This is a genomic window from Gordonia sputi NBRC 100414 (assembly GCF_000248055.1).
Lineage (GTDB): Bacteria > Actinomycetota > Actinomycetes > Mycobacteriales > Mycobacteriaceae > Gordonia > Gordonia sputi.
In genome coordinates, this window is sequence record NZ_BAFC01000052.1 from 46298 (window position 1) to 69011 (window position 22714).

The 22714-nt window shown below is 64.9% G+C and carries 23 protein-coding genes and 2 tRNA genes; 9 read left to right on the forward strand and 16 right to left on the reverse strand.

The window, feature by feature from the left end; genetic code table 11:
* Nucleotides 1–165: 165 nt before the first annotated feature.
* Both GOSPT_RS08540 and GOSPT_RS08545 read left to right on the forward strand, forming a co-directional pair.
* Nucleotides 166–411 (forward strand): Lrp/AsnC ligand binding domain-containing protein, encoded by a 246-nt coding sequence (locus GOSPT_RS08540; RefSeq protein ID WP_005205185.1) that lies wholly within the window; start codon nucleotides 166–168, stop codon nucleotides 409–411.
* Between the two features lie 46 nt (nucleotides 412–457).
* Nucleotides 458–1165: a DUF3515 domain-containing protein gene (locus GOSPT_RS08545; protein WP_005205187.1), complete on the forward strand. Its 708-nt coding sequence runs from the start codon at nucleotides 458–460 to the stop codon at nucleotides 1163–1165.
* A 39-nt stretch (nucleotides 1166–1204) separates the two neighbouring features.
* On the opposite strand, the gene GOSPT_RS08550 is transcribed toward GOSPT_RS08545, so the two are convergent.
* A complete protein-coding gene (locus tag GOSPT_RS08550) occupies nucleotides 1205–2218 on the reverse strand; it encodes an NAD(P)H-dependent glycerol-3-phosphate dehydrogenase (protein ID WP_039855255.1) in 1014 nt (337 codons plus the stop codon).
* A gap of 137 nt (nucleotides 2219–2355) precedes the next feature.
* On the opposite strand from GOSPT_RS08550, the gene cofC reads away from it, so the two are divergent.
* Genes cofC through GOSPT_RS08565 form a run of 3 tightly spaced genes read left to right on the forward strand, consistent with a single transcriptional unit; the run spans nucleotide 2356 to nucleotide 6394 of the window.
* Nucleotides 2356–3228 (forward strand): 2-phospho-L-lactate guanylyltransferase, encoded by an 873-nt coding sequence (gene cofC, locus GOSPT_RS08555; protein ID WP_141630839.1) that lies wholly within the window; start codon nucleotides 2356–2358, stop codon nucleotides 3226–3228.
* A 7-nt stretch (nucleotides 3229–3235) separates the two neighbouring features.
* Nucleotides 3236–5434, forward strand: a complete 2199-nt coding sequence (locus tag GOSPT_RS08560) for an RNA degradosome polyphosphate kinase (RefSeq protein ID WP_005205192.1) — start codon at nucleotides 3236–3238, stop codon at nucleotides 5432–5434.
* 45 nt (nucleotides 5435–5479) lie between these two features.
* Nucleotides 5480–6394 carry an NUDIX hydrolase gene (locus GOSPT_RS08565; RefSeq protein ID WP_005205193.1) on the forward strand — a complete coding sequence of 305 codons (915 nt, stop codon included), beginning with the start codon at nucleotides 5480–5482 and terminating at the stop codon, nucleotides 6392–6394.
* A 100-nt stretch (nucleotides 6395–6494) separates the two neighbouring features.
* On the opposite strand, the gene GOSPT_RS08570 is transcribed toward GOSPT_RS08565, so the two are convergent.
* The 3 genes from GOSPT_RS08570 to leuC all read right to left on the reverse strand — a co-directional run bounded on the left by GOSPT_RS08570 (nucleotide 6495) and on the right by leuC (nucleotide 9410).
* The gene (locus tag GOSPT_RS08570; protein ID WP_005205195.1) at nucleotides 6495–7142 is read right to left on the reverse strand and encodes an HU family DNA-binding protein; all 648 of its coding nucleotides are present in this window, start codon (nucleotides 7140–7142) and stop codon (nucleotides 6495–6497) included.
* Between the two features lie 176 nt (nucleotides 7143–7318).
* Nucleotides 7319–7912 carry a 3-isopropylmalate dehydratase small subunit gene (gene leuD / locus GOSPT_RS08575; protein WP_005205196.1) on the reverse strand — a complete coding sequence of 198 codons (594 nt, stop codon included), beginning with the start codon at nucleotides 7910–7912 and terminating at the stop codon, nucleotides 7319–7321.
* 70 nt (nucleotides 7913–7982) lie between these two features.
* Nucleotides 7983–9410: a 3-isopropylmalate dehydratase large subunit gene (gene leuC, locus GOSPT_RS08580; protein ID WP_005205199.1), complete on the reverse strand. Its 1428-nt coding sequence runs from the start codon at nucleotides 9408–9410 to the stop codon at nucleotides 7983–7985.
* Nucleotides 9411–9524: 114 nt separating this feature from the next.
* Here leuC and GOSPT_RS08585 point away from each other — a divergent pair, with 114 nt between their 5' ends.
* Complete coding sequence (locus GOSPT_RS08585; protein ID WP_005205200.1) at nucleotides 9525–10262, forward strand: IclR family transcriptional regulator; 738 nt, start codon at nucleotides 9525–9527, stop codon at nucleotides 10260–10262.
* A gap of 18 nt (nucleotides 10263–10280) precedes the next feature.
* Nucleotides 10281–10796, forward strand: coding sequence for a pyridoxamine 5'-phosphate oxidase family protein (locus tag GOSPT_RS08590; protein WP_005205202.1), 516 nt, complete (start codon nucleotides 10281–10283; stop codon nucleotides 10794–10796).
* A gap of 65 nt (nucleotides 10797–10861) precedes the next feature.
* Here the strand turns inward: GOSPT_RS08590 and GOSPT_RS08595 are convergent.
* The 5 genes from GOSPT_RS08595 to GOSPT_RS08615 form a co-directional block, all read right to left on the reverse strand.
* A tRNA-Glu gene (locus GOSPT_RS08595) sits at nucleotides 10862–10934 on the reverse strand.
* Between the two features lie 65 nt (nucleotides 10935–10999).
* Nucleotides 11000–11071 (reverse strand) — tRNA-Gln (locus GOSPT_RS08600).
* An 85-nt stretch (nucleotides 11072–11156) separates the two neighbouring features.
* Nucleotides 11157–12635 (reverse strand): glutamate--tRNA ligase, encoded by a 1479-nt coding sequence (gene gltX / locus GOSPT_RS08605; protein ID WP_005205203.1) that lies wholly within the window; start codon nucleotides 12633–12635, stop codon nucleotides 11157–11159.
* Nucleotides 12636–12678: 43 nt separating this feature from the next.
* Nucleotides 12679–13503 carry an alpha/beta fold hydrolase gene (locus tag GOSPT_RS08610; RefSeq protein WP_005205204.1) on the reverse strand — a complete coding sequence of 275 codons (825 nt, stop codon included), beginning with the start codon at nucleotides 13501–13503 and terminating at the stop codon, nucleotides 12679–12681.
* Nucleotides 13500–14273: a fumarylacetoacetate hydrolase family protein gene (locus GOSPT_RS08615; protein ID WP_039855258.1), complete on the reverse strand. Its 774-nt coding sequence runs from the start codon at nucleotides 14271–14273 to the stop codon at nucleotides 13500–13502. Before GOSPT_RS08615 ends, GOSPT_RS08610 begins: the two co-directional genes overlap by 4 nt.
* A 170-nt stretch (nucleotides 14274–14443) precedes the next feature.
* On the opposite strand from GOSPT_RS08615, the gene GOSPT_RS08620 reads away from it, so the two are divergent.
* On the forward strand, nucleotides 14444–15661 hold the full coding sequence (locus GOSPT_RS08620; protein ID WP_005205212.1) for an MFS transporter: 1218 nt from the start codon (nucleotides 14444–14446) through the stop codon (nucleotides 15659–15661).
* A gap of 15 nt (nucleotides 15662–15676) precedes the next feature.
* On the opposite strand, the gene GOSPT_RS08625 is transcribed toward GOSPT_RS08620, so the two are convergent.
* The 6 genes from GOSPT_RS08625 to serA form a co-directional block, all read right to left on the reverse strand.
* Nucleotides 15677–16165 carry a hypothetical protein gene (locus GOSPT_RS08625; RefSeq protein WP_005205214.1) on the reverse strand — a complete coding sequence of 163 codons (489 nt, stop codon included), beginning with the start codon at nucleotides 16163–16165 and terminating at the stop codon, nucleotides 15677–15679.
* 144 nt (nucleotides 16166–16309) lie between these two features.
* Nucleotides 16310–16894 carry a hypothetical protein gene (locus tag GOSPT_RS24285; RefSeq protein ID WP_005205216.1) on the reverse strand — a complete coding sequence of 195 codons (585 nt, stop codon included), beginning with the start codon at nucleotides 16892–16894 and terminating at the stop codon, nucleotides 16310–16312.
* Nucleotides 16891–17301, reverse strand: a complete 411-nt coding sequence (locus GOSPT_RS24290) for a DUF1648 domain-containing protein (protein WP_005205217.1) — start codon at nucleotides 17299–17301, stop codon at nucleotides 16891–16893. The genes GOSPT_RS24285 and GOSPT_RS24290 overlap by 4 nt, the downstream gene beginning before the upstream one ends.
* On the reverse strand, nucleotides 17298–17648 hold the full coding sequence (locus GOSPT_RS08635; RefSeq protein WP_005205219.1) for a GntR family transcriptional regulator: 351 nt from the start codon (nucleotides 17646–17648) through the stop codon (nucleotides 17298–17300). Before GOSPT_RS08635 ends, GOSPT_RS24290 begins: the two co-directional genes overlap by 4 nt.
* Before the next feature lie 242 nt (nucleotides 17649–17890).
* Nucleotides 17891–18901, reverse strand: a complete 1011-nt coding sequence (locus GOSPT_RS08640; RefSeq protein WP_005205221.1) for a 3-isopropylmalate dehydrogenase — start codon at nucleotides 18899–18901, stop codon at nucleotides 17891–17893.
* On the reverse strand, nucleotides 18898–20493 hold the full coding sequence (serA, locus tag GOSPT_RS08645) for a phosphoglycerate dehydrogenase (protein ID WP_005205222.1): 1596 nt from the start codon (nucleotides 20491–20493) through the stop codon (nucleotides 18898–18900). Before serA ends, GOSPT_RS08640 begins: the two co-directional genes overlap by 4 nt.
* A 348-nt stretch (nucleotides 20494–20841) precedes the next feature.
* Between serA and GOSPT_RS08650 the strand changes: the two genes are divergently transcribed.
* Nucleotides 20842–21504 (forward strand): chymotrypsin family serine protease, encoded by a 663-nt coding sequence (locus GOSPT_RS08650; protein WP_039855262.1) that lies wholly within the window; start codon nucleotides 20842–20844, stop codon nucleotides 21502–21504.
* Nucleotides 21505–21693: 189 nt separating this feature from the next.
* Here the strand turns inward: GOSPT_RS08650 and ilvC are convergent, their stop codons facing one another.
* Nucleotides 21694–22707 carry a ketol-acid reductoisomerase gene (ilvC, locus tag GOSPT_RS08655; RefSeq protein ID WP_005205225.1) on the reverse strand — a complete coding sequence of 338 codons (1014 nt, stop codon included), beginning with the start codon at nucleotides 22705–22707 and terminating at the stop codon, nucleotides 21694–21696.
* Nucleotides 22708–22714: the final 7 nt, after the last annotated feature.

Sequence of the window (22714 nt, forward strand, 5' to 3'; positions counted from 1 at the left end):
GCGGCGTTGTGGTGACAATATCCCCACAGTGTAGTGACTTCGTGTGGCGCTTCGACGCGCGAAGTGGTTTCCGGGAGACCGGAGCCAGATGCCTTCGGCGGCTTGCCGCGGGCGTCGACTCGCCGCTCCCCAGCCCGGGGCCGACGGCACAGTGGATACGAGAGGATGGCCGTGGTTCAGGCATACATACTGATCCAGACGGAGGTCGGACGAGCCGCATTGGCGGCTGCGACGATCGCAGAGATCTCCGGAGTTGCCTCCTCCGAGGAGGTCAGTGGACCCTACGACGTGATCGTGCGGGTCGAGGCCACCGATGCGGGCCACCTGAACAACGACGTCGTACCTCAGATCCAGAAGGTCGACGGCATCACACGCACCCTGACATGCCCGGTGGTGAACGCAGCGCACTGACCGGCACGCCACAGGAGCTGCGCGGCGATGTCCTAGGGTTGTCGTCGTGACCCCACCCGGACCGGACGAACCCGACAACAACGCCGACCGCGCGGAAGAGACCGACGCCGAACGTGTCAGCGCGGCCGAAGGCGTCGAAAAGTCCGGCTCCGCCGACAGCGTCGAAAAGTCCGGCTCCGCCGAAAGCGTCGAAAAGTCCGGCTCCGCCGAAAGCGTCGAGGACACGACGCACGCGCGCTACGGCGACTCAGGACCGCGGCTGAGTCCGGCGCTGATCGCCACACTGGTGACGATTCCGGTGATGGTGATCGTGGGCTTCATCGTGTTCGCGGCGCTTCGTCCGGGCAACTCGGACTCGACGCCCGTCGACTCGTACGCCGCGGAGTCGTCGACTCCCGCCGAATGCCCGAAGTTCCTCGCCGCGCTGCCGCAGACCTTCGAGGGATACGGCAACAAGACGATCTCGGGAACACAGGCCAGTTGGCCTGCGAGCAAAGACGGCGATCCGGTGATCGTGCGGTGCGGCGTCTCGCGCCCGGCGGAGCTCTCCCCCACCAGCAACCTGCAGGTGGTCAACCCCGTGCAGTGGTTCATCACCGATTCCATCGAGGGTTCCGGGCAGGCGTTCATCTGCGTCGATCACCGCCCGTACGTTGCGCTGTGGGTTCCGGTGAACGCGGGCAACGGACCGATCACCGACGTCTCGGCCGCCATCGAACGGACACTCCCCCGAGGACCACTCGACTTCGGCTGAGCGACAACCCCTTTCGCGCCGCCCGGGCGCGGGGGTAGATCACGCGTCGCCGGCTCGGAACTCCGGTTTGGTCTTGCGACCCAGCAATGAGCTGACCGCGTCGGCGACGGGCAGGCCGTCGTGGCAGACACTGTTCACCGCTTCGGTGAGCGGCATGGAGACCTGGTACTTCTCGGCGAGTGCCGTGACGGACGTGCACGACTTCACGCCCTCGGCGACCTGACCCGACGCTGCGGCCTGCGCCTCTTCCATCGTCGCCCCCTGCCCGAGATGGGCACCGAAGGTGCGGTTGCGCGACAGCGGCGACGAGCAGGTGGCGACGAGGTCGCCGATACCCGCGAGACCGGCGAGGGTCTCTATCTGCCCACCGACTGCGCTCGAGAGTCTGATGGTCTCCGCGAGGCCACGCGTGATGATCGTCGCGAGGGTGTTCTGCCCGAACCCGACGCCGCTGGCCATACCGCACGCCAGCGCGATCACGTTCTTGACCGCACCGCCGATCTCACAGCCGATGACGTCGGTGTTGGTGTACGGCCGGAAGTACCCGGTGTTGAACATCTGCTGCAGCTGTTCGGCACGCGCGAGGTCGGAGCACGCGATCACCGTTGCGGCGGGCTGGCCCTCGGCGACCTCTCGCGCGAGGTTCGGCCCGGTGAGCACCGCGATCTGCTCGGCGGGAACCTCGGCGACCTCTGCGATCACCTCGCTCATCCGCATCAGCGTCGACGTCTCGATGCCCTTGGCCAGCGAGACCAGCGTCGCGTCGTCGCTCAGGTGCGGGCGCCAATTGGCGAGGTTGTCGCGCAGCGACTGCGCCGGGACCGCACACACCACCAGATCGGCGTCGGTCAGCGCCTCGGCGATGTCGCTCGACGCCGTGAGATTCGCGGGAAGGGTGATTCCCGCCAGGTAGTCGGCATTGGTATGCGACTCGTTGATCCGATCGGCGAGTTCTTCTCGCCGACACCACAGGGTGGTGTCGGTCCCCGCGTCGCTGAGTACCTTCGCCGTCGCCGTGCCCCATGACCCGGCACCCATCACAACCGCCCGCACAACTCTCCTCATTCGCCCGACATCGCTTCGGTCAAGGGTAGACCGCCGACGATGCCCGTCCGATCGATTCGAGAACCTGCGACGCCGATCACCCCTCGCGTCCACACGTCCTCTCGTGCATGGGTCATCATGTCTACATGACCCTCTCCTGTGTACGCGGTCATCCGAACGAGCGACGACGCATGCCCGCCGACGCTCCGGTACCCGCCGATCGCGGGCAGCACTGCGGCGACTCCGGCGACGAGTGCGCGCTCGGCACCGTGGTCGCGGTCCTCGCGGTCAAACGACTCGGCGACGCCAAATCGCGTCTGGTCTCCACCATGAGCGACGCCGCAGGGGTTGAGACTCCCGAGACGTCCCTGATCGAGCTCTCCCCCGCACAGCGCGAGCGCCTGCGGGCCGATCCGGGCGCCTTCGTGCTCGCCATGCTCGCGGACACCATCGGCACCCTGCACGAAGCAGGAATTCGCGACGTCGTCGTCGTGACCCCGGACGACCGGGTCCGCGAGCGGGCCCAGCAGCTCTCGGCACACGTCGTCGACGAGCCCGGCGACGTCGCAGGCGACCTGAACGCGGCCTACGCGCTCGGCGCCGCGGAGGCTCGAACCATGTGGCCTTTGCATCGATGGGTCGTGATCGTCCAGGCCGACCTTCCCGCGGCGCAGCCGTCGAGTCTGCGCGAGATCGTCGACGCCGCAGTCGAGCGCGGCGAGTCGATGGTGACCGACCGCGCAGGCACGGGCACATCTCTTCTGCTGCGGTCGATGACGGCGCACGAATTGCCGCGTTTCGGGCCGGATTCGGCTGCGGCGCATCGTTCCGCGGGCGTTGTCGAACTCGACCCAGAGCATCTCCTCTGGCCCGACGTGCGCACCGACGTCGACACCGTCGATGATCTCGCCGCCGCACTGCGACTCGGCGTCGGCGAGCACACACTCTCTGTGCTCGGAAATGCCGAGATCTCCGACGCGACGGCCAGCGGTGTCGGCGATCAGTCCGATGCGTCATGATTGAACGGTGAGCACAGCTGACGACACCACGACGACTCCGGTCACCACACAACCGATCAGTGCGATTCCTGGTGCGCCGCCCGCGGCAACTCTCGAACCGGGCGAGTCAGCCGATCTTCCCGAGGACAGATACCTCAATCGCGAGCTGAGTTGGCTCGACTTCAATTCGCGTGTTCTCGCCCTCGCCGAGGACACGTCGATCCCGCTGCTCGAACGCGCGAAGTTCCTCGCGATCTTCGCGTCGAATCTCGACGAGTTCTTCATGGTCCGCGTCGCGGGTCTCAAGCGCCGTGACGAAACCGGCCTGTCGGTGCGCTCAGCCGACGGACTCTCCCCGCGCGAACAGTTGCTGCGGATCGCCGGACGCACCCAGACCCTCGCCGACCGGCACGCCAGAGTGTTCCTCGACTCGGTGCGTCCTGCACTGGCGGACAACGACATCTACGTCGTCGGCTGGTCGGATCTGACCGAGGCCCAGCAGGCCCGGATGGTCGAGTACTTCCACGATGACGTGTTCCCGGTGCTGACGCCCCTCGCCGTCGATCCCGCCCACCCCTTCCCCTACATCAGCGGACTGAGCCTCAACCTCGCTGTCACGGTGCGCGACGCCGGCGAGGGTGGCGAGCACTTCGCGCGAGTCAAGGTGCCCGACAACGTCAATCGGTTCGTCCGTGTCGATCGACTGATGCCGCCCAGTGCGGAAGCCGACGGCAAAGGACATCGCACCGCGATCTTCCTTCCGATGGAAAATCTGATCGCCGCCAATCTCGGACATCTGTTCCCTGGCATGGAGATCGTGGAGCACCACGCGTTCCGTATCACGCGCAACGCAGACTTCGAGGTCGAAGAGGATCGCGACGAAGACCTGCTTCAGGCGCTCGAACGTGAACTCGCACGACGCCGGTTCGGTTCGCCGGTCCGACTCGAGGTCGCCGACGACATGACCGAGCACATGCTCGAACTGCTCCTGCGTGAACTCGACGTCAACCCCGCCGACGTGATCCAGGTTCCCGGGCTGCTCGATTTGGCGTCGCTGTTCGAGATCGGTTCGCTCGACCGGCCACAGCTCAAGGACCCCCCGTTCGTACCGTCGACACATCCCGCGTTCGGCGAGCGGGAGACGCCCAAGAGTGTGTTCTCCACGTTGCGCGAAGGCGATGTCCTCGTGCACCACCCCTACGATTCGTTCTCGACGAGCGTGCAGCGATTCATCGAGCAGGCTGCAGCCGACCCGCAGGTCCTCGCGATCAAGCAGACGTTGTATCGCACCTCCGGTGACTCGCCGATTGTCAACGCGCTCATCGACGCTGCCGAGGCAGGCAAGCAGGTCGTGGCTCTCGTCGAGATCAAGGCTCGCTTCGACGAACAGGCCAACATCAAGTGGGCGCGCCAGCTCGAGCAGGCAGGCGTGCACGTCGTCTACGGCCTTGTCGGACTCAAAACCCACTGCAAGACATGCCTTGTGGTGCGTCGTGAGGGATCGTCGATCCGACGCTACTGCCACATCGGCACCGGCAATTACAACCCGAAGACCGCTCGGCTCTACGAGGACGTCGGATTGTTCACTGCCGCACCGGACATCGGCGCCGACCTGACCGACCTGTTCAACACACTGACCGGTTACTCCCGTAAACGCGAGTACCGCAACATCCTGGTCGCTCCCACCGGGATTCGTTCCGGCATCGTCGAGCGCATCAACCGTGAGATCGAACTCAAGCACGAAGGCGATCCCCGCGCCCGAGTTCGGTTGAAGGCCAACGCTCTCGTCGACGAGCAGGTGATCGATGCCCTGTACCGCGCATCGCAGAACGGCGTTCCGGTCGAAATCGTCGTGCGTGGAATCTGCGCATTGCGTCCCGGGATGCCGGGCGTCAGCGACAACATTCACGTGCGCTCGATCCTCGGCCAATTCCTCGAACACTCACGCATCTTCCATTTCGGGGCGCAGGATGAGTACTGGATCGGCAGCGCCGACATGATGCACCGCAACCTCGATCGACGTATCGAGGTGATGGTGCAGGTGCGCGATGACCGGCTGACCGCCGAACTCGGCGACATCTTCGACTCGGCGCTCGACCCCCGAACACGATGCTGGGTCCTGCAATCGGACGGAAGCTGGATGGCCTCACCCGCCGCGGGCGAAGAGGTACGCGACCATCAACGACAGATGATGCGGCGCACCCGCCGTCGCGACGCAGGCATGTGACAAGCCCACCCTTTTCGTAACCTTCGGCCACTAGCATCACAGGCAATGTCTAAGACACACAAGACGATCTGGGCTGCGGGCGGCGTGCTGTGGCGTCCGCGGGAGAACAACGGTGTCGAGATCGGTGTGATCCATCGACCTCGCTACGACGACTGGACCCTACCCAAAGGGAAGATCGAAGCCGACGAGACACTCGTGATGACCGCGGTGCGCGAGATCGGCGAGGAGACCGGTTACCGCGTACGCATCGGCAGGTATCTCCGCGACGTCGGCTACGACATCTCGAGCGGCCGAAAGCGCGTGCGGTATTGGTCGGCTCGAGCTGTCGGCGGAGAATTCGTCGAGAACCACGAAGTCGACGAGATGGAGTGGCTCGGCATCGACGCGGCAGAGCGGCTTCTGAGCTACTCGCAGGATCGCCGCGTACTACGCGAATTCCTAAGGCTCCCAGTCGATCTCGATACTCTGCTGCTGGTTCGCCATGCCAAGGCAGGCAGTCGTTCCCGCTACCACGGCGACGACCGGCTGCGTCCGCTCGACCCCGAGGGACGCACACAGGCCGACGCGCTGTCGGTACTGCTCCCCGCGTTCGGTACCAACGAGATACACAGCGCCGACCGGACCAGGTGCGAGCAAACCGTTGCGCCGACCGCTCGTGCGCTGGGGGTGCCGATCATCACGGAATCGACGCTGTCGGAAGAGGCCTACCGCGACGACCCCGTTGCCGCGCAACGACGCATCGTCGACCTCGCGACCGATTCTGGTTCCGTCGTGCGCGCAGTATGCAGTCAGGGCAAGGTGATTCCGCCGCTCATGGAGTGGTGGGGCAAGCAGGACGGCGTCTCGTTGCCTGCCTCGCGTAACCGCAAGGCGAGCGTGTGGGTGGTGTCGACGCATCAGGGCAAGCTCGTCGCCGCCGACCACATCGACAGCCCGTTCCCCGGCCACGACGTCGAGTGACCCGCCAGCGCAGTTGAATCGGCTCCCAACGCACCTCACCCCCGACGGGGGAAGACCATCGGGGGTGAGTTGAGGATGTGAACTTGTCGCTGCGAGACTTTCAGCGACGGGTCGTCTTCTTGGCGGCTGTCTTCTTGGCCGTCGTCTTCTTTGCCGGCGTGGTCTTCTTGGCCGCAGTCGTGGTCTTCTTTGCCGGCGTGGTCTTCTTCGCCGCGGTGGTGGTCTTCTTTGCCGGCGTGGTCTTCTTCGCCGCGGTGGTGGTCTTCTTTGCCGGCGTCGTCTTCTTCGCCGCAGTCGTCGTCTTCTTCGCGGCGGTGGTCTTCTTCGCCGCAGTCGTCGTCTTCTTCGCGGCGGTGGTCTTCTTCGCCGCGGTACCTGTCGACTTCTTTGCCGCAGTGGTCTTCTTGGCCGCGGTACCCGTGGTGGCGCCGCTGCCACGCTTCACGGCCGGACCCGACGAGGCGAGCTTCTGCTTGCCGGACACGACAGCCTTGAACTGAGCACCCGGACGGAACGCGGGCACCGACGTCGCGCGAACCTTGACAGTCTCGCCTGTGCGCGGGTTGCGCGCGACGCGTGGTGCGCGACGACGCTTCTCGAAGACACCGAAGCCGGTGATGGTGACGCTCTCACCCTTATTGACTGCGCGCACGATCGAGTCGACCAACTGCTCGACTGCCTCGGTCGCGGTCTTTCGATCCGTGTCGAGTTTTACTGTCAGCTCATCGATGAGCTCTGCCTTGTTCATTGGATACCTCCGCAAGCCGATCTGGCCCTCTTATCAGGCCAGCTACCACCACACGGTAAACGTCGACGCCGAAAACTTCCATCTTCCACGCCAATTAGCGCGACGTGTCACCAATTCGTCACGCTTTCGGGCACTTCCGTCGTCGTATCGCGGAAAGGCTTGCCTAGAGCCGTAAATCAGAGCGGCAATGTTGTCGGCTTCCATGACGGGCGACGCTGCTCGTACTCAGAAATCGCGTCTACCTGCCGTAATGTCAGCCCGATGTCGTCGAGTCCCTCCATCAGACGCCACCGCGTGTAGTCATCAATTGTCAACGGCACCACGAGGTCTCCCGCGGTTACGGTCCTATCTTCGAGGCTCACAGTCAGTTCGAGGCCCGGCTGCTCTTCGAGACGCTTCCAGAGCAGTTCGACGTTGGATTGCTCGACCTGTGCGGCGACGAGACCGGCCTTTCCGGCGTTGCCGCGGAAGATGTCTGCGAACCTCGACGAGATGACAACGCGAAAACCGAAGTCCGACAGTGCCCAGACCGCATGCTCGCGCGACGACCCGGTGCCGAAGTCGGGACCCGCGACCAGAACCGAACCGCGATTCCAGGGTTCGACGTTGAGGATGAAGTCGGGGTCGGTGCGCCACCCGGCGAACAGTCCGTCCTCAAAACCGGTGCGGGTCACACGCTTCAGGTAGACGGCGGGGATGATCTGGTCGGTGTCGACGTTGCTTCGACGCAGCGGAACGCCGATGCCTGTGTGAGTGATGAATGGTTCCATGATGTGTGCCTCTTGCGATCTGGGAGTTGGCTTCGGAGATGGCGGACTCAGACGGCGCGTTGCGCGCCTGTCACAGATCCGCGGGCGACGACAGTGTGCCTCGCACAGCCGTTGCCGCGGCGACGGCGGGTGACACGAGATGCGTACGGCCGCCCTTGCCTTGTCGCCCTTCGAAGTTGCGGTTCGACGTCGACGCGCAGCGCTCGCCGGGCGCGAGCTGGTCTGGGTTCATTCCAAGACACATCGAGCAACCGGCCTGACGCCACTCCGCGCCTGCGGCGGTGAAGATCTCACCGAGACCCTCCTCGTCGGCCTGCGCACGCACCCGCATCGAACCCGGGACCACAAGCATCCGAACACCTTCGGCGACCGTCCGGCCGTCGAGGATCTCGGCGACGGCACGCAGATCCTCGATCCGACCATTCGTGCACGAGCCGACGAAGACGGTGTCGACACTGATCTCACGCAACGGGGTTCCGGGGGTGAGGTCCATGTACTCAAGGGCTTTCGACGCCGCGCCCGCCGCATTCTCGTCGCCGAAGTCGGCCGGATCCGGCACCGACGCCGAGAGTGGCGCTCCCTGGCCGGGATTGGTGCCCCACGTGACGAAGGGACTCAACGACGCGCCGTCGATATGCACTTCTTCGTCGAATTCGGCGTCGTCATCGGTGCGCAACGACTTCCAATACTCGACGGCCGCATCCCAATCCGCTCCCTTCGGAGCATTGGGGCGGCCCTTGAGGAATTCGAAGGTGATCTCGTCGGGAGCGATCATGCCCGCACGCGCGCCCGCCTCGATCGACATGTTGCAGATGGTCATCCGCGCTTCCATCGAGAGTTTTTCGATGGCGCTACCGCGATACTCGAGCACGTAGCCCTGTCCGCCGCCCGTACCGATTTTGGCGATGACGGCCAGGATCAGATCCTTACTCGTGACACCGGGCGCCAATTCGCCGTCGACCGTGATGGCCATCGTCCTAAACGGTCGCAACGACAGCGTCTGCGTCGCGAGCACGTGCTCGACCTCCGATGTCCCGATTCCCATGGCGAGCGCACCGAAGGCGCCGTGGGTCGACGTGTGACTGTCGCCGCAGACAACCGTCATTCCCGGCTGGGTCAGTCCCAGCTGAGGTCCGACGACGTGAACGATGCCCTGTTCCTTGTCGCCCATGGGGTGCAGGCGAATACCGAACTCTTCACAGTTGCTTCGCAGCGTGTCGACCTGGGTCCGTGACACCGGGTCGGCGATGGGCAGGTTGGTGTCGACCGTCGGCACATTGTGATCCTCGGTCGCGATCGTCAGATCCGGTCGGTGCACGGGCCTGCCTGCGAGCCGCAGACCCTCGAATGCCTGCGGGCTGGTGACCTCGTGAACGAGGTGGAGATCAATGAAGATCAGATCGGGGTCGTTCCCGCCGTTCGCGTCTCCGCGTACGACGACGTGGTCGTCCCACACCTTCTCGGCGAGAGTACGAGGCTTACTTGCGCTGTTCGTCATCACTGCACTCATTCTGGCTGTAGCACTTGTGGTTTGGGGTGGGATGCGGCGGGAGTCGGCGGGCTGTGCCGCCTCTCGCGTGCATCTCACGATGTGGACCGCTAGTATCGTCCTATGGGAAAGGATAGCGCACCGGAACCGCAGAGCGGAATCGGTGTACTCGACAAGTCCGTGATCGTATTACGGGCCGTCGCGCATGCCCCGGCCAACCTCACGGAGCTCTGCGAGCGCACCAGCCTGCCGCGGGCAACGGCCCATCGGTTGGCCGTCGGATTGGAGACACATCGCCTGCTTGCACGCAACGCCGCCGGACGGTGGTACCCGGGGCCCGCCCTGAGCGAGTTGGCGTCGAGCGCGCACGATCCCATCCAGGAGGCCGCACTCATGGTGCTCCCCCGACTGCGTGAGATCACCGGCGAATCCGTTCAGGTCTATCGCCGAGAAGGCTCCGAACGCGTCTGCATCGCGGCCATGGAACCGCCAACCGGACTGCGCGACACCGTACCCGTGGGCACCCGCTTCCCGATGAGCGCGGGCTCGGCGGCCAAGGTCCTGCTCGCCTGGGCCGAACCGTCGACCCAGCGGGCGCTTCTACACGACAGCGTCTTCAGCGAACGCGCACTCTACGAGATCCGCCGCCGCGGCTGGGCGCAGAGCGCCGGTGAGCGAGCCGCGGGTGTCGCCAGTGTCTCGGCACCGCTGCGCGACGCCAACGGCGATGTGGTTGCGGCAATCTCGGTCTCCGGGCCGATCGATCGTATGGGCCGACGCCCCGGCGCTCGGTGGGCTGCCGATCTACTCGCCGCCGCCGAGGCCATCCAGAAACGGTTAGTGCCAACCGCGCGAGGCTGATTCGGTTAGCGTCTGGGCATGGGAACAAACCAACGTCAACAGATCGTCATGTCCGACGCCGAGATCACCGACTTCGTCGAACGCAGTCGCACAGCAACTCTCGCGACCCACGGCGCCGACGGCGGTATCCATCTCGTCGCCATGTGGTACGGCGTCATCGACGGCGAGATCTGGTTCGAGACAAAGGCCAAGTCGCAGAAGGCGGTCAATCTCGGCCGCGACGCGCGATGCTCGGTCCTCATCGAGGACGGCGACACCTACGACACTCTGCGCGGCGTCGCCTTTGAAGGACATGCGGAAATCCACGACGATCCCGACCATTGCCATCGCATCGGTGTGAGTGTCTGGGAACGCTACACGGGCCCCTACACCGACGAGATGAAGCCCTTCGTCGACCAGATGATGCACAAGCGCGTGGCCGTGCGGCTCGTCCCGGCGCGCGTTCGGTCCTGGGATCACCGCAAGCTCGGCCTCGACCCGATGCCGGTCGCCGGGTCGACGGCCGTCGTCGACTCATCGGGGTTACAGGCCTGACCCGCTTTCGAAGGCGCGGCAACAAAAAAACGCACCTCTCCGAAAGGAGAAGTGCGTTTTTCTTGTAGCCCCGACGGGATTCGAACCCGCGCTACCGCCTTGAGAGGGCGGCGTCCTAGGCCGCTAGACGACGGGGCCAAGAAACGACATCAGATGTCTCGATATTCAGTTATAAAAGCCAGGGTTTGGTGTCCCGGCTTTCGCTGGGGTACCAGGACTCGAACCTAGAATGGCGGTACCAGAAACCGCTGTGTTGCCAATTACACCATACCCCAAAGGTCTCGTTCTCCGTGAGGAAAACAACCTGCGATAGCCTAGCAGAGGCCGACCGGGTTACTACAAATCGCCTGGTCAGACCCGCTAATTGGCCACCTGGCCCGCTGCCGACCGGAGCCGTGCGAGGCTCTTGTCGCGTCCGAGCAACTCCATCGACTCGAACAGCGGCGGACTGATGTGCGATCCGGTGATCGCCACACGCACGGGCCCGAACGCCTTTCGTGGTTTCAGTTCGAGTCCGTCGACCAGCGCGCTCGTCAAGGCTTCCTGGATGGCGTCGGTGTTCCACTCGGCGAGTGAGGACAGCGTCGAGATCGCGGCGTCGAGGACCGGCCCGGCGTCGACGCCGAGGTTTTTCGCTGCCGACTTCTCGTCGATCGCGAACTCGTCATCGCTGACGTAGAGGAAGGAGATGAGCGGCCACGCCTCACCGAGAACCTGGATGCGGGTCTGCACCAGTTCGGCGATCGTGGTGAACTGCTCGTCGTCGATCGGGTCGGTGAGGAATCCCTGGGTGACCAGGTACGCCTTGAGCCTCGCCGCGAAGTCGTCGAGGTCGAGCATGCGGATGTGCTCCGCGTTGATCGCGTCGGCCTTCTTCTGATCGAAGCGTGCCGAGTTGGAGTTCACGTCGCGGACGTCGAACTTGTCGATCATCTGCTCGAGCGTGAACACGTCGGTCTCGTGGGAGTAGCCCCAACCGAGCAGCGCGAGGTAATTGAGCAGACCCTCCGGGAGGAATCCACGATCGCGATGGTGGAACAGATTCGACTGCGGGTCGCGCTTGGAGAGTTTCTTGTTGCCCTCCCCCATCACGAACGGCAGGTGCCCGAATTCCGGGACACGCTCGGCGACGCCGATCCGGATGAGCGCCTCGTACAGCGCGATCTGACGGGGCGTCGACGAGAAGAGGTCTTCACCGCGCAGCACGTGGGTGATTTTCATCATCGCGTCGTCGACGGGATTGACGAGTGTGTAGAGAGGGTCACCGTTGGCACGGGTGAGCGCGAAGTCGGGAACGGTGCCGGCCTTGATGGTCGTCGGCCCGCGTACGAGATCGTTCCAGGTGATGTCGTGGTCGGGCATCGGAAGGCGGACAACGGCTTTGCGGCCCTCGGCGCGATAGGCCTCGCGCTGTTCGTCGGTCAGGTCGCGGTCGAAGTTGTCGTAACCGAGTTTGGGGTCACGCCCTGCCGCGCGGTGGCGGGCCTCGACCTCCTCGGGCGTCGAGAACGCCTCGTAGGCCTCACCCGCGTCGAGGAGTTGCTTCACGACGTCCTGGTGGATGCCGCGACGTTCCGACTGCCGATAGGGCGCATACGGGCCGCCGACCTCGGGGCCCTCGTCCCAGTCGAGCCCGAGCCAGCGCAGCGACTCGAGGATCGCGTCGTAGGATTCCTGGCTGTCGCGCGCGGCGTCGGTGTCTTCGATCCGGAAGACGAAGGTGCCCTTGTCATGACGGGCCTGGGCGAAGTTGAACAATGCGGTCCGCACCATTCCCACATGCGGTGTGCCCGTGGGCGACGGACAGAAACGGACACGGACTCCCTGCGCGCTGCTCATGGAGGTCAGCGTATCGAATGGGCACCGACCTCCGAGCGCGTGCTCAGTCGCGGTGGCGACCGAGGAAGTCGATCAGCAGTCGATTCACCTCGGCAGGCTGCTCGAGATATCCGAAGTGCCCGGCCTTGTCGACCTGCGCATACTCCGCGGTGGGGATCGCATCGGCCACTTCACGGGCGAGCTCGACAGGAAGTCGTCGATCGTCGCTGAATCCGACGACGAGCGACGGAACGGCGATGCGGCGGTACGCATCGAGTCGGTTGGGCTCGTTCGTGTGGATTCCGAGTTGCGCACGCATACCCGGCGTCATCTTCTGCTGCGAGAACATCATGACGTCGAGCCAGTCGCGGGTCGCGCGGTCGTCGGCGAGTGTGTGCGCGGAGAGGTTCTGCTCGGCAGTGATCGCCGCCTCATACTCCGGCGGCAACTCGACTCCGTTGTCGTACAGCGCGCGCTCGCCCACCGAGAAGGTCTCCTGCAGAACGGTGGTACGCCCATAGGTCGCCATCATCACCGCGCCGCGGACGAGATCCGGTCGCGCGAGCGCCAACTCCTGCGTGATCCGTGCGCCGAGGGAGGTTCCGACGACGAATGCCGGTGCAATGCCGAGTGATTCGATCAGGCTCGCGGTGTCGGCGACCATGTCGTCGAGGGTGAACCCGTCGGCGCACTCCGACGACGGCGCGATCCCGCGGTTGTCGAATGTGACGACCTCGTACCCGGCTTTCACAAGCGCGGGAACCTGATTGGCCTTCCACACGCGCCCCGGGCTGCCGCTGCCCATCACCATCGCGACCGCGGGGCCCGCGCCCGTGCGCTCGTAGGCGAGCTCTATTCCGTTGACGCGTGCCACGCCCGATCCGCTCACGGTTTGTCGACCACCGGATTGCTCAAGGTGCCGATGCCCTCGACCGTAACCGAAACACGTTGCCCGGCAACCATCGGACCGATCCCCTCGGGCGTTCCGGTCAGGATCACGTCGCCCGGGAGCAGGGTCATCACGCGTGAAATCCATTCCACCAGCGCTCCGACGTCGTGGAGCATGAGCGACGTGCGACTGCGTTGACGCACCTCGCCGTCGAGTTCCGTCGTGATCGCGGCGTCGGACGGGTCGAATGTGGTCTCGATCCAGGGTCCGAGCGGGCAGAAGGTGTCGTAGCCCTTGGCGCGCGTCCACTGACCGTCGATCTTCTGCTGATCGCGAGCGGTCACGTCATTGGCGACCGTGTAGCCGAGGATCGCACCGGCGGCGTCGGCGGCCTTCACGTCCTTGCACGGACGTCCGATCACGATGGCGAGCTCGCCCTCGAAGTCGACACGTTCCGACGACGGCGGGCGCACGATGGGCACCTCGGGTCCGACGATGGAGGTGTTGGGTTTGAGGAAGATCACAGGACTCTCCGGCGCTTCCGAACCCATTTCGGCGGCGTGTGCCGCGTAGTTCTTCCCGACGCAGATCACCTTGGACGCGAGGATCGGCGCCAGCAATCGAACGTCGGCCAGCGGCCACGATCTACCCGTGAACGTCGGTGTACCAAAGGGATGTTCGGCGATTTCCTTGGCGATCGAAGAGCCGTCCGACTCTTCGATCGAGACGAAAGCCACACCATCAGGACTCGCAATTCGGCCAAGACGCATACCAAGAACACTAGCGCACCCACCGCGTCCACTCTGTGGGACGCGAAATTGAGCCCGCGTCGCGTCGGTCTTAGAATGTGAACATCCAATCTCATTATTTGAGAGTGGCCCGAGAGCGCGACGACGCCACCTGGTCCCCGCTGCCAGGACACACCCGAAGGAGGTCCGCGATGACGACAACGTCCACCATCAGCAACGCCAGGCGCTGGACCATGCTCGCGTGCTCGTTGGTCGCCGCGATGACGACTGCGGTTGTCGTCGGAGGGGTTGCGTACCTCATTCCCGCGCTACACACCCAGCAAGGCATGTCACTCGCCCAGGCCTCTGTACTGGCCACGATCCCGACGATCGGCCTCATGATCGCGATCGTCGGCTGGGGCACGCTTCTTGATCGCTACGGCGAGCGGACGATCCTGCTGATCTCGGTCTCCATCACCCTTGTCGGCACGTCCGCAGCCGCGATCACCGCTGCCGCCCATGCGTCGTACGTCGCGATCGCGGTCTGCCTATTTATCGCGGGAGTGGGTTCCGGCGCGGCCAACGGCGCCAGCGGCCGCATCGTCGTCGGATGGTTTCCGCCCGAATTGCGCGGCACCGCAATGGGAATCCGGCAGATGGCGCAGCCGCTGGGCATCGGCGTCTGCGCACTGACCATGCCCGTCATCGCCGCGCGCCACTCCGTCGCCGCCGCGCTGGCGGTGCCCGCCGTGGTGACCGCGATCGGCTTGGCTGCCGTGGTGTTCGGCGTGATCGATCCGCCCGCACCGTCGGCAACCGGCGCCACCGCCCCAGCGCAACGTCGAAACCCGTACCGCGAGAGCTGGTTTCTCGCACGAGTCCATGCAGTCAGCGTCTTGCTGGTGATCCCACAGCAGATGCTATGGACATTTGTACCGACCTGGCTGATCGTCGCGCGGCACTGGTCTCCGGCCGCAGCGGGCATTCTGGTGACGATCACCCAGGTGATCGGCGCGTTGGGCAGGATCGCGGCCGGTCGCTGGTCGGATGCCTGGTTGTCACGCATGCGTCCGATTCGGCTGATCGCCATCGGCGCCGCGGCGGCGATGGCGATGCTGGCCGTCACCGACTGGCTGCACACGCCGTTGGCGCCGGCGTTGATGATGATCGCCTCGATCATCACCGTTGCCGACAATGGTCTCGCATTCACCGCGATCGCCGAATACGCAGGGCCACAATGGAGTGGCCGCGGCCTCGCGATTCAGAACACCGCCCAGTACCTGGCAACGGCGGCAACCACGCCATTGTTCGGACTTCTGATCGGCGCTGCGGGATTTCCACTCGCCTTTCTCGTCAGCGCCGCCGCACCGGTCATAGCGACGCCACTCATTCCGAAAGACGCAGTCCCACAGGAGGAATTGGTCTCCTGAGGTGGCGCCCACCCGTCATCGCCGATTCGGCGGGTCCCGTCGAAGGCACCATGTCGACGCGGCTATCGCCGTCGCCACCGCGACGACAAGCCCGAGGATCATGCCGAAGACGAACCACAGTGCAGGCAATGCGGCCGACGGCGCTCCGTGATGGCCGAGCTGAGCGCCTGTGACCCCGAGCATGAAGGCGACGAGGAAGACGACCAACCCGTTGATGATGGCGAGTGTCGCGGCCAACATCGGGACCGCTCGCGCGGTGCAGCTTGTTACGGCACCGACAGCCAGGGCAACAGCGACAACGACTCCGACCGTGGCACAGACTCGCGAGAAACTGTTGGTGCCGTCGACACCGTGATGACCCCAATGCGTCGCAATGGCATCCGGCAGACCGGGTCGCCAAGCGGCCAGCAGGATTACCGCGACGACGCTCATCCCGACGGCGGGCCCGACGCCGAGCGCTGCCGTCCGCGACCGGATAACGGACACGGAGCCGTTGCCTGTCATCGGCACCTCCGTAGTCTTCTCAACCGCACAGTCTCGTAACCCGCACACCCGTAACGCCGACGTGCAGAACCAGATAGCTCGATTGTCACGCTGATCGGCCCGCGCGCCAATCCGTCGAACGCAATACGCGGGCCGTCGAGCAAGTCACCGACGCGAGTGTGCTTGCGCGACGCACGCATTGACCAAACCCGCGGCCTGCTGCGCGTCGGGGACGACGACGAGTTCACGGCCGCCGTCCAGTCGAGTGAGCATCAGTGCGGACCCGGATCGTAGGACGATGCCGCGCACTCCGCGCAACCGCCCGTGCACACAGAGCCGCTGACCGTACCCACCGAAGTCGCGCAATGCGTTGACCTGAGTGACTTCGGCGCGGACGACGTCACTCATGGGGACGGTGACCCGAGGCCATCCGAGTACGCCTCGCACGGCGATTCGCTCCCGATCAACAGTCACGCGGGCAGACCACAGGATCGCACTGGCCAACGCGGCGACGACACCCGGCAGCACCAACCATGGCTCCCGCAGCAGAACCGCGAGCACGACGATTACGAACAGCACAAGTCCTACGATGATCAGTGACGTCGCCGATGTCGATACTCGCCGCTGCCACAGAAAGCGTTCTCCCACAGCGAGTTCGGCGACAGGCACATCGCCGACCGGCTCCGGTGCCGGCTGCTCCCTGCGGCGCACCAGCGCCGCGGTGATCAGCCCCACGACCAGTCCGATCACACCCGCGACGACGAGTTCGATTGCCGGAATGCGATGTCGTAGACACTGGTGATACCGCGTTGGGCGCCAACGGTACTCACGATCCCGGCGACCACGAACACCGTCAGTCCGTTGACAAGGCCGAGCGTGACTCGCAGCGGCTCCGATTCACGGATGTACCACCCCGCCACACCTCCCAGGACTGCGCCGAGTACCGCGATCACCACCACGGTGACGACGACACCGAGCAAACTCATCGTGCCGTCGACTCCGTGCGAGTTCCAATGCGTAGCAATCTCTTTCGGCAGATCCGCACGCCAGATACGCAAGAGCACCAACGCGACGACGAGCACGGCGATGGACGGCACAGTGCCCAGCAGGACAGCTGCCACTCTCCCCGAACGGTGTTGAGACGACGGATGGTTCATGACATCCTCCTGGTGATTTCGACGGTCAGTTCGACTGGCCCGATTCCGAAGCGGCGGGCCGTGTCGACGAGTCGGTCGAGCGCATCAGCGAGCTCGGCGGCGCGCGACGCGTCGCCGGAGACCACGGCACCCCGACCCCGGCGCAGCTCGACCAGTCCCTCGTCGCGCAATTCTTGGTACGCGCGCAACACGGTATGGATATTCACGTCGAGCGACGCCGCCAGATCGCGAGCAGACGGAAGCCGCTCGCCCTCGGTCAACTCCCCGCGCGCGATGCCGCCACGTACCGACGCGGCGATCTGAGTGAAGATCGGCGCGCGATCTGCGGCGTCGATGCGGATGAGCATGCCCTGATCATATATTTCTAGTTCAAATAGAACAACTCGCGTCGCGCGGCCGGTCTGTCACGCGCCGCACTCGCAGAAAGTTGCGCCCCGTGGGTCGCTCGCATGTACCGGTACGTTCCGACGCCCCGAGGGACGCGGCTTTCTGCGGGCACGGCCCTGCGGCTCACGTGCAGTGCGTCAGTGCCCTCACAAACGACTCGGGCCGGAACCCGAAGGTTCCGGCCCGAGAAGAGGACAACTGATCAGAGACGATCCAGGATGCGCTTGCCGATCTCGCCGGTCGACAGCGTCGCGCCGTCGCGGTCGAGAAGATCGTCGGCGACGGCCTTTTCGACGCGGCGCGCTTCGTCGGCGTATCCGAGGTGATCGAGCAGGAGCGCCACCGACAGGATGGCCGCGGTCGGGTCGGCCTTCTGCTGCCCGGCGATGTCGGGGGCGCTGCCGTGCACCGGCTCGAACATCGAGGGGTTGGTGCCCGTGGCGTCGATGTTGCCCGAGGCCGCCAGGCCGATGCCGCCGCTGACCGCTGCCGCGATGTCGGTGATGATGTCGCCGAACAGGTTGTCGGTGACGATCACGTCGAACCGACCCGGATCGGTCACCAGGTAGATCGTCGCGGCGTCGACGTGGCAGTAGTCGACGCTCACGTCGGGATACTCCGCGGCAACGGCGTTGACGGTGCGGCTCCACAACGATCCAGCGAAGGTCAGCACGTTGGTCTTGTGGACCAACGTCAGATGCTTACGACGGTTGGTCGCACGCTCGAAGGCGTTGCGCACCACTCGCTCCACCCCGTAGCGGGTGTTGACGCTGACCTCGGTCGCGACCTCGTGCGGGGTGTCGACGCGGACCGCTCCCCCGTTGCCGGTGTACGGACCCTCCGTGCCCTCACGGACCACGACGAAGTCGATGTCGGGATCGCCCGCCAGCGGCGACGTCACGCCCGGGAAGCGATGCGACGGCCGCAGATTGACGTGATGGTCGAGCGCGAACCGCATCTTGAGCAGCAGTCCGCGTTCGAGCACACCCGAGGGCACCGACGGATCGCCGATGGCGCCGAGCAGGATTGCGTCGTGCTCACGAAGCGACGCCAGATCATCGTCGGTGAGCAGTTCTCCGTTGCGGTGGTAGCGACGAGCACCGAGGTCATACTCGGTGACGTCCACCTCGGGCACGAGCGTCGTCAAGACGCCAAGCGCCTCGGAGATGACCTCGGGGCCGATGCCGTCTCCGGCGATGACAGCGAGTTTCATGACAGATCCACCTGCTCGATCAGGGTCGCGTCAACAGCCTCGGAGATCTCGGTGACCACGGCGTCGTCGACGTTCTTGCTCACGCGCAGCATCATGGTCGCGCCGCCACCGTCGGTGTCCTGCGAGAGCGCCGCGGCGAGAATGTCGATGCCCGCGTTGCCGAGCAACGTACCGATCTTGCCCAGCGAACCCGGCTGGTCGACGTAGCTGACGAGCAGGTTGAGTCCCTCGGCCCGCAGGTCGAAGTTGCGGCCGTTGATGTTGACGATCTTCTCGACCTGACGAGGCTCGGTGATCGCACCCGACACGTTGTGCACCGAACCATCGGCGTAGACGGCCTTGACGTCGACGACGCTGCGATGGCTGGGGCTCTCGGTGTTGGTCACGACTTCGCTGGTCACACCGCGCTCGGCGGCGACCGTCGGCGCGTTGACGAACGTCACCGGTTCGTCGAGCGCGGCCGAGAAGAGTCCGCGGAGCGCAGACAGTGCGAGAACGTCGACGTTGCTCGACGCGAGCTCACCACGAACGTCGACGACGATCGACGACGGCAATTCGCTGCTCAGCGCACCGATCAGCACGCCGAGCTTGCGCGACATCTCCAGCCACGGCGCGACCTCTTCGTCGACGGCTCCACCGGTGATGTTGACGGCATCGGGAACGAAGTGGCCCGCAAGCGCGAGACGCACGCTCTTGGCGACGTCGGTGCCCGCGCGGTCCTGCGCCTCACTGGTCGACGCACCGAGGTGCGGCGTGACGACGACCTGCGGCAGCTCGAACAGCGGCGAGTCGGTGCACGGTTCGGTGGCGAAGACGTCGAGGCCTGCAGCGCGCACCTGGCCCGAGGTGATCGCGTCGGCGAGAGCCTGCTCGTCGACGAGTCCACCGCGAGCGGCGTTGACGATGATGACGCCCTTCTTGGTGCGTGCGAGCTGGTCGGCGCCGATCAACCCGAGGGTCTCCGGGGTCTTCGGCAGGTGCACGGTCACGAAGTCGGCACGCTCGAGCAGTTCGTCGAGGCTGACCAATTCGATACCCAGCTGCGCCGCGCGGGCGGGCGAGACGTAGGGGTCGTAGGCGATGACGTGTGTCTCGAACGCGGCGAGACGCGCGGCAACGAGCTGTCCGATACGACCGAGCCCGACGACGCCGACCGTCTTGTCGAAGATCTCGACACCATTGAAGGACGACCGCTTCCAGGTGTGCTCGCGCAGCGTGGCGTCGGCGGCGGGGATCTGACGTGCGGCCGAGAGCAGCAGCGAGACGGCGTGCTCGGCGGCGGTGTGGATGTTGGAGGTGGGAGCGTTGACCACCATCACGCCGCGTGCGGTCGCGGCAGGTACGTCGACGTTGTCGAGACCCACGCCTGCGCGGGCGATGATCTTGAGGTTCTTGCCCGCCTCGAGCACTTCCTCGTCGACGGTGGTGGCGGACCGCACGAGGATTGCGTCCGCATCGACCACTGCCTCGAGGAGCTTGGGACGGTCAGGGCCATCGACCCACCGCACCTCGACGCCATCGCCGAGCGCTTCCACGGTCGAGGGGGCCAGTTTGTCGGCGATCAGGACGACCGGACTGCCAGCTGAGGTCACAGTGAATTCTCCGTAGATCGGTTACACAGGAATCGGGACGCCGAAGACGTGTCGAAATATCGAAGGACGTAATCGAAGCGCCAGGGACGTACGGCACTCAGCTTAGAGGGACGTCCGACGCGCCTGAACAGCCGGTCTGCGTCGTCGGAGCTCTTACTCAGGAAACACCTGTACATTGTGATCGTCATTACGCGGCCGACGATTCCAATATCGGACACGTCATCACAGACAGGTTGCAAAGCAACCGCATCTGGATTCCAGGTGCAGCTCGTCTTGGCCGTCGACCGTTACGGTGTGCAAGACCCGCCGCTTGGGCGGGACCGGTGTTAACAAGAGTGGAGCATGTGAATGATGAGGAAGCTGACAGCAATGCTGGCTGTTCTCGCCGCAGTATTGCTGGCCGGCTGGGGGGCCGGTAGCGCCACTGCTGCCCCGGCAAAGATTTATCTCGGCGGAGGGTCGGGAATCCTGGTCCTCAAGGGCGGTAACAGCGCAGCCGCCTGCACCCTCACCACAATCGGGAAAGCCAGGACCGGTGAGCTGATCGGTATCACCGCCGGCCACTGCGGCAAGCCCGGCCAGAAGGTGCTCTCCGAGACATTCCAGAGTCGCGGCCAGGCAGGCACCATCACCTACTCGGACCCCAAAGAAGACGTCGCGATCATCGAGTTCGACAAGAGCCGCGTCGTTCCACTGCGGACCGTGAACGGTGTGACGATCAACCACATCGACACCAAGCCCCTCGGCTTCCCCACCGTCGCATGCAAGCAGGGTCGTACCACCGGCAACACCTGCGGCATCTCGTGGTTCTCCGACGGTGACGTGCACTTCTCCCAGATCTGCGTCATCGAAGGCGATTCGGGTAGCCCCGTGGTCGTCGGCGACCGGCTCGTCGGCATGGTCAACGCGTACTACTTCGTCGGCTGCATCGGACCGGAGACCGGAACCAACATCGGCCCCGTGCTCGACTACGTGAAATCGACCAGGTACAAGGGTTTCTCGCTGATCTGATCGACTGACAAGACAACCGACGCAACACCCCGAGGCAACCACTTCGCCTCGGGGTGTTGCGTTTTCGCGTGTCCGGGTTCAGTCGACGCCGAGTGCGACCGCCGAGCGCGACCCGCCGTGGCGCGCCGGTAAAACGACACCGGCCCGACTCCCTGACGGGAACCGGGCCGGTGCTGAGTCCTTTGAGTATCAGGCGGTTTCGGTGATCGGACGATCCACCCAGCTCATCAGGTCGCGCAGCTTCTTGCCGGTGACCTCGATCGGGTGCTCGGCGTTCTTCTTACGCAGATCCTCGAGCTCCTTGTTGCCGCCCTCGACGTTGGCGACGAGGCGCTTGACGAAGGTGCCGTCCTGGATGTCGGAGAGGATGGCGCGCATGCGGTCCTTGGTATCGGCGTCGATGACACGCGGGCCCGACAGGTAGCCACCGAACTCCGCGGTGTCGGACACCGAGTAGTTCATGCGGGCGATGCCACCCTCGTAGATCAGGTCGACGATGAGCTTGAGCTCGTGCAGCACCTCGAAGTAGGCCATCTCGGGTGCGTAGCCCGCCTCGACCATGACCTCGAAGCCGGTCTTGATCAGTTCCTCGGTGCCACCGCAGAGCACGGCCTGCTCACCGAAGAGGTCGGTCTCGGTCTCTTCCTTGAAGGTCGTCTTGATGACGCCGGCGCGGCCACCACCGATAGCCGATGCATACGACAGTGCAAGCGCCTGTCCCTCACCCTTGGGGTCCTGGTCGACGGCGATCAGGGCGGGAACGCCCTTGCCGTCGACGAACTGACGACGCACGAGGTGACCGGGACCCTTCGGGGCGACCATCGCGACGGTGACGTTCTCCGGAGCCTTGATCAGGCCGAAGTGGATGTTGAGGCCGTGGCCGAAGAACAGCGCGTCGCCGTCCTTGAGGTTCGGCTCGATGTCCTCGGTGAAGATCTTGGCCTGCGAGGTGTCGGGAGCGAGCAGCATGATGACGTCGGCCCACTTGGCGGCCTCGGCGTTCGACATGACCTTGAGGCCCTGCTCTTCCGCCTTCTCACGCGACTTGGAGCCCTCACGCAGGCCGATCGCGACGTCGACGCCGGAGTCGCGCAGCGACAGCGAGTGCGCGTGGCCCTGGCTGCCGTAGCCGATCACAGCAACCTTGCGGCCCTGGATGATCGACAGATCGGCATCGTCGTCATAGAACAATTCGATCGCCACAGTTGGA

Excerpts from the sequence above, each read along its gene's own strand:
- GOSPT_RS08540 (WP_005205185.1), top strand. The coding sequence starts at position 166 with ATGGCCGTGGTTCAGGCATACATACTGATCCAGACGGAGGTCGGACGA.
- cofC (WP_141630839.1), top strand. The coding sequence starts at position 2,356 with ATGACCCTCTCCTGTGTACGCGGTCATCCGAACGAGCGACGACGCATG.
- GOSPT_RS08565 (WP_005205193.1), top strand. The coding sequence starts at position 5,480 with ATGTCTAAGACACACAAGACGATCTGGGCTGCGGGCGGCGTGCTGTGG.
- GOSPT_RS08570 (WP_005205195.1), bottom strand. The coding sequence starts at position 7,142 with ATGAACAAGGCAGAGCTCATCGATGAGCTGACAGTAAAACTCGACACG.
- leuD (WP_005205196.1), bottom strand. The coding sequence starts at position 7,912 with ATGGAACCATTCATCACTCACACAGGCATCGGCGTTCCGCTGCGTCGA.
- leuC (WP_005205199.1), bottom strand. The coding sequence starts at position 9,410 with ATGACGAACAGCGCAAGTAAGCCTCGTACTCTCGCCGAGAAGGTGTGG.
- GOSPT_RS08585 (WP_005205200.1), top strand. The coding sequence starts at position 9,525 with ATGGGAAAGGATAGCGCACCGGAACCGCAGAGCGGAATCGGTGTACTC.
- GOSPT_RS08590 (WP_005205202.1), top strand. The coding sequence starts at position 10,281 with ATGGGAACAAACCAACGTCAACAGATCGTCATGTCCGACGCCGAGATC.
- gltX (WP_005205203.1), bottom strand. The coding sequence starts at position 12,635 with ATGAGCAGCGCGCAGGGAGTCCGTGTCCGTTTCTGTCCGTCGCCCACG.
- GOSPT_RS08615 (WP_039855258.1), bottom strand. The coding sequence starts at position 14,273 with ATGCGTCTTGGCCGAATTGCGAGTCCTGATGGTGTGGCTTTCGTCTCG.
- GOSPT_RS08620 (WP_005205212.1), top strand. The coding sequence starts at position 14,444 with ATGACGACAACGTCCACCATCAGCAACGCCAGGCGCTGGACCATGCTC.
- GOSPT_RS08625 (WP_005205214.1), bottom strand. The coding sequence starts at position 16,165 with ATGACAGGCAACGGCTCCGTGTCCGTTATCCGGTCGCGGACGGCAGCG.
- GOSPT_RS24290 (WP_005205217.1), bottom strand. The coding sequence starts at position 17,301 with ATGAACCATCCGTCGTCTCAACACCGTTCGGGGAGAGTGGCAGCTGTC.
- GOSPT_RS08635 (WP_005205219.1), bottom strand. The coding sequence starts at position 17,648 with ATGCTCATCCGCATCGACGCCGCAGATCGCGCGCCGATCTTCACTCAG.
- GOSPT_RS08640 (WP_005205221.1), bottom strand. The coding sequence starts at position 18,901 with ATGAAACTCGCTGTCATCGCCGGAGACGGCATCGGCCCCGAGGTCATC.
- GOSPT_RS08650 (WP_039855262.1), top strand. The coding sequence starts at position 20,842 with ATGATGAGGAAGCTGACAGCAATGCTGGCTGTTCTCGCCGCAGTATTG.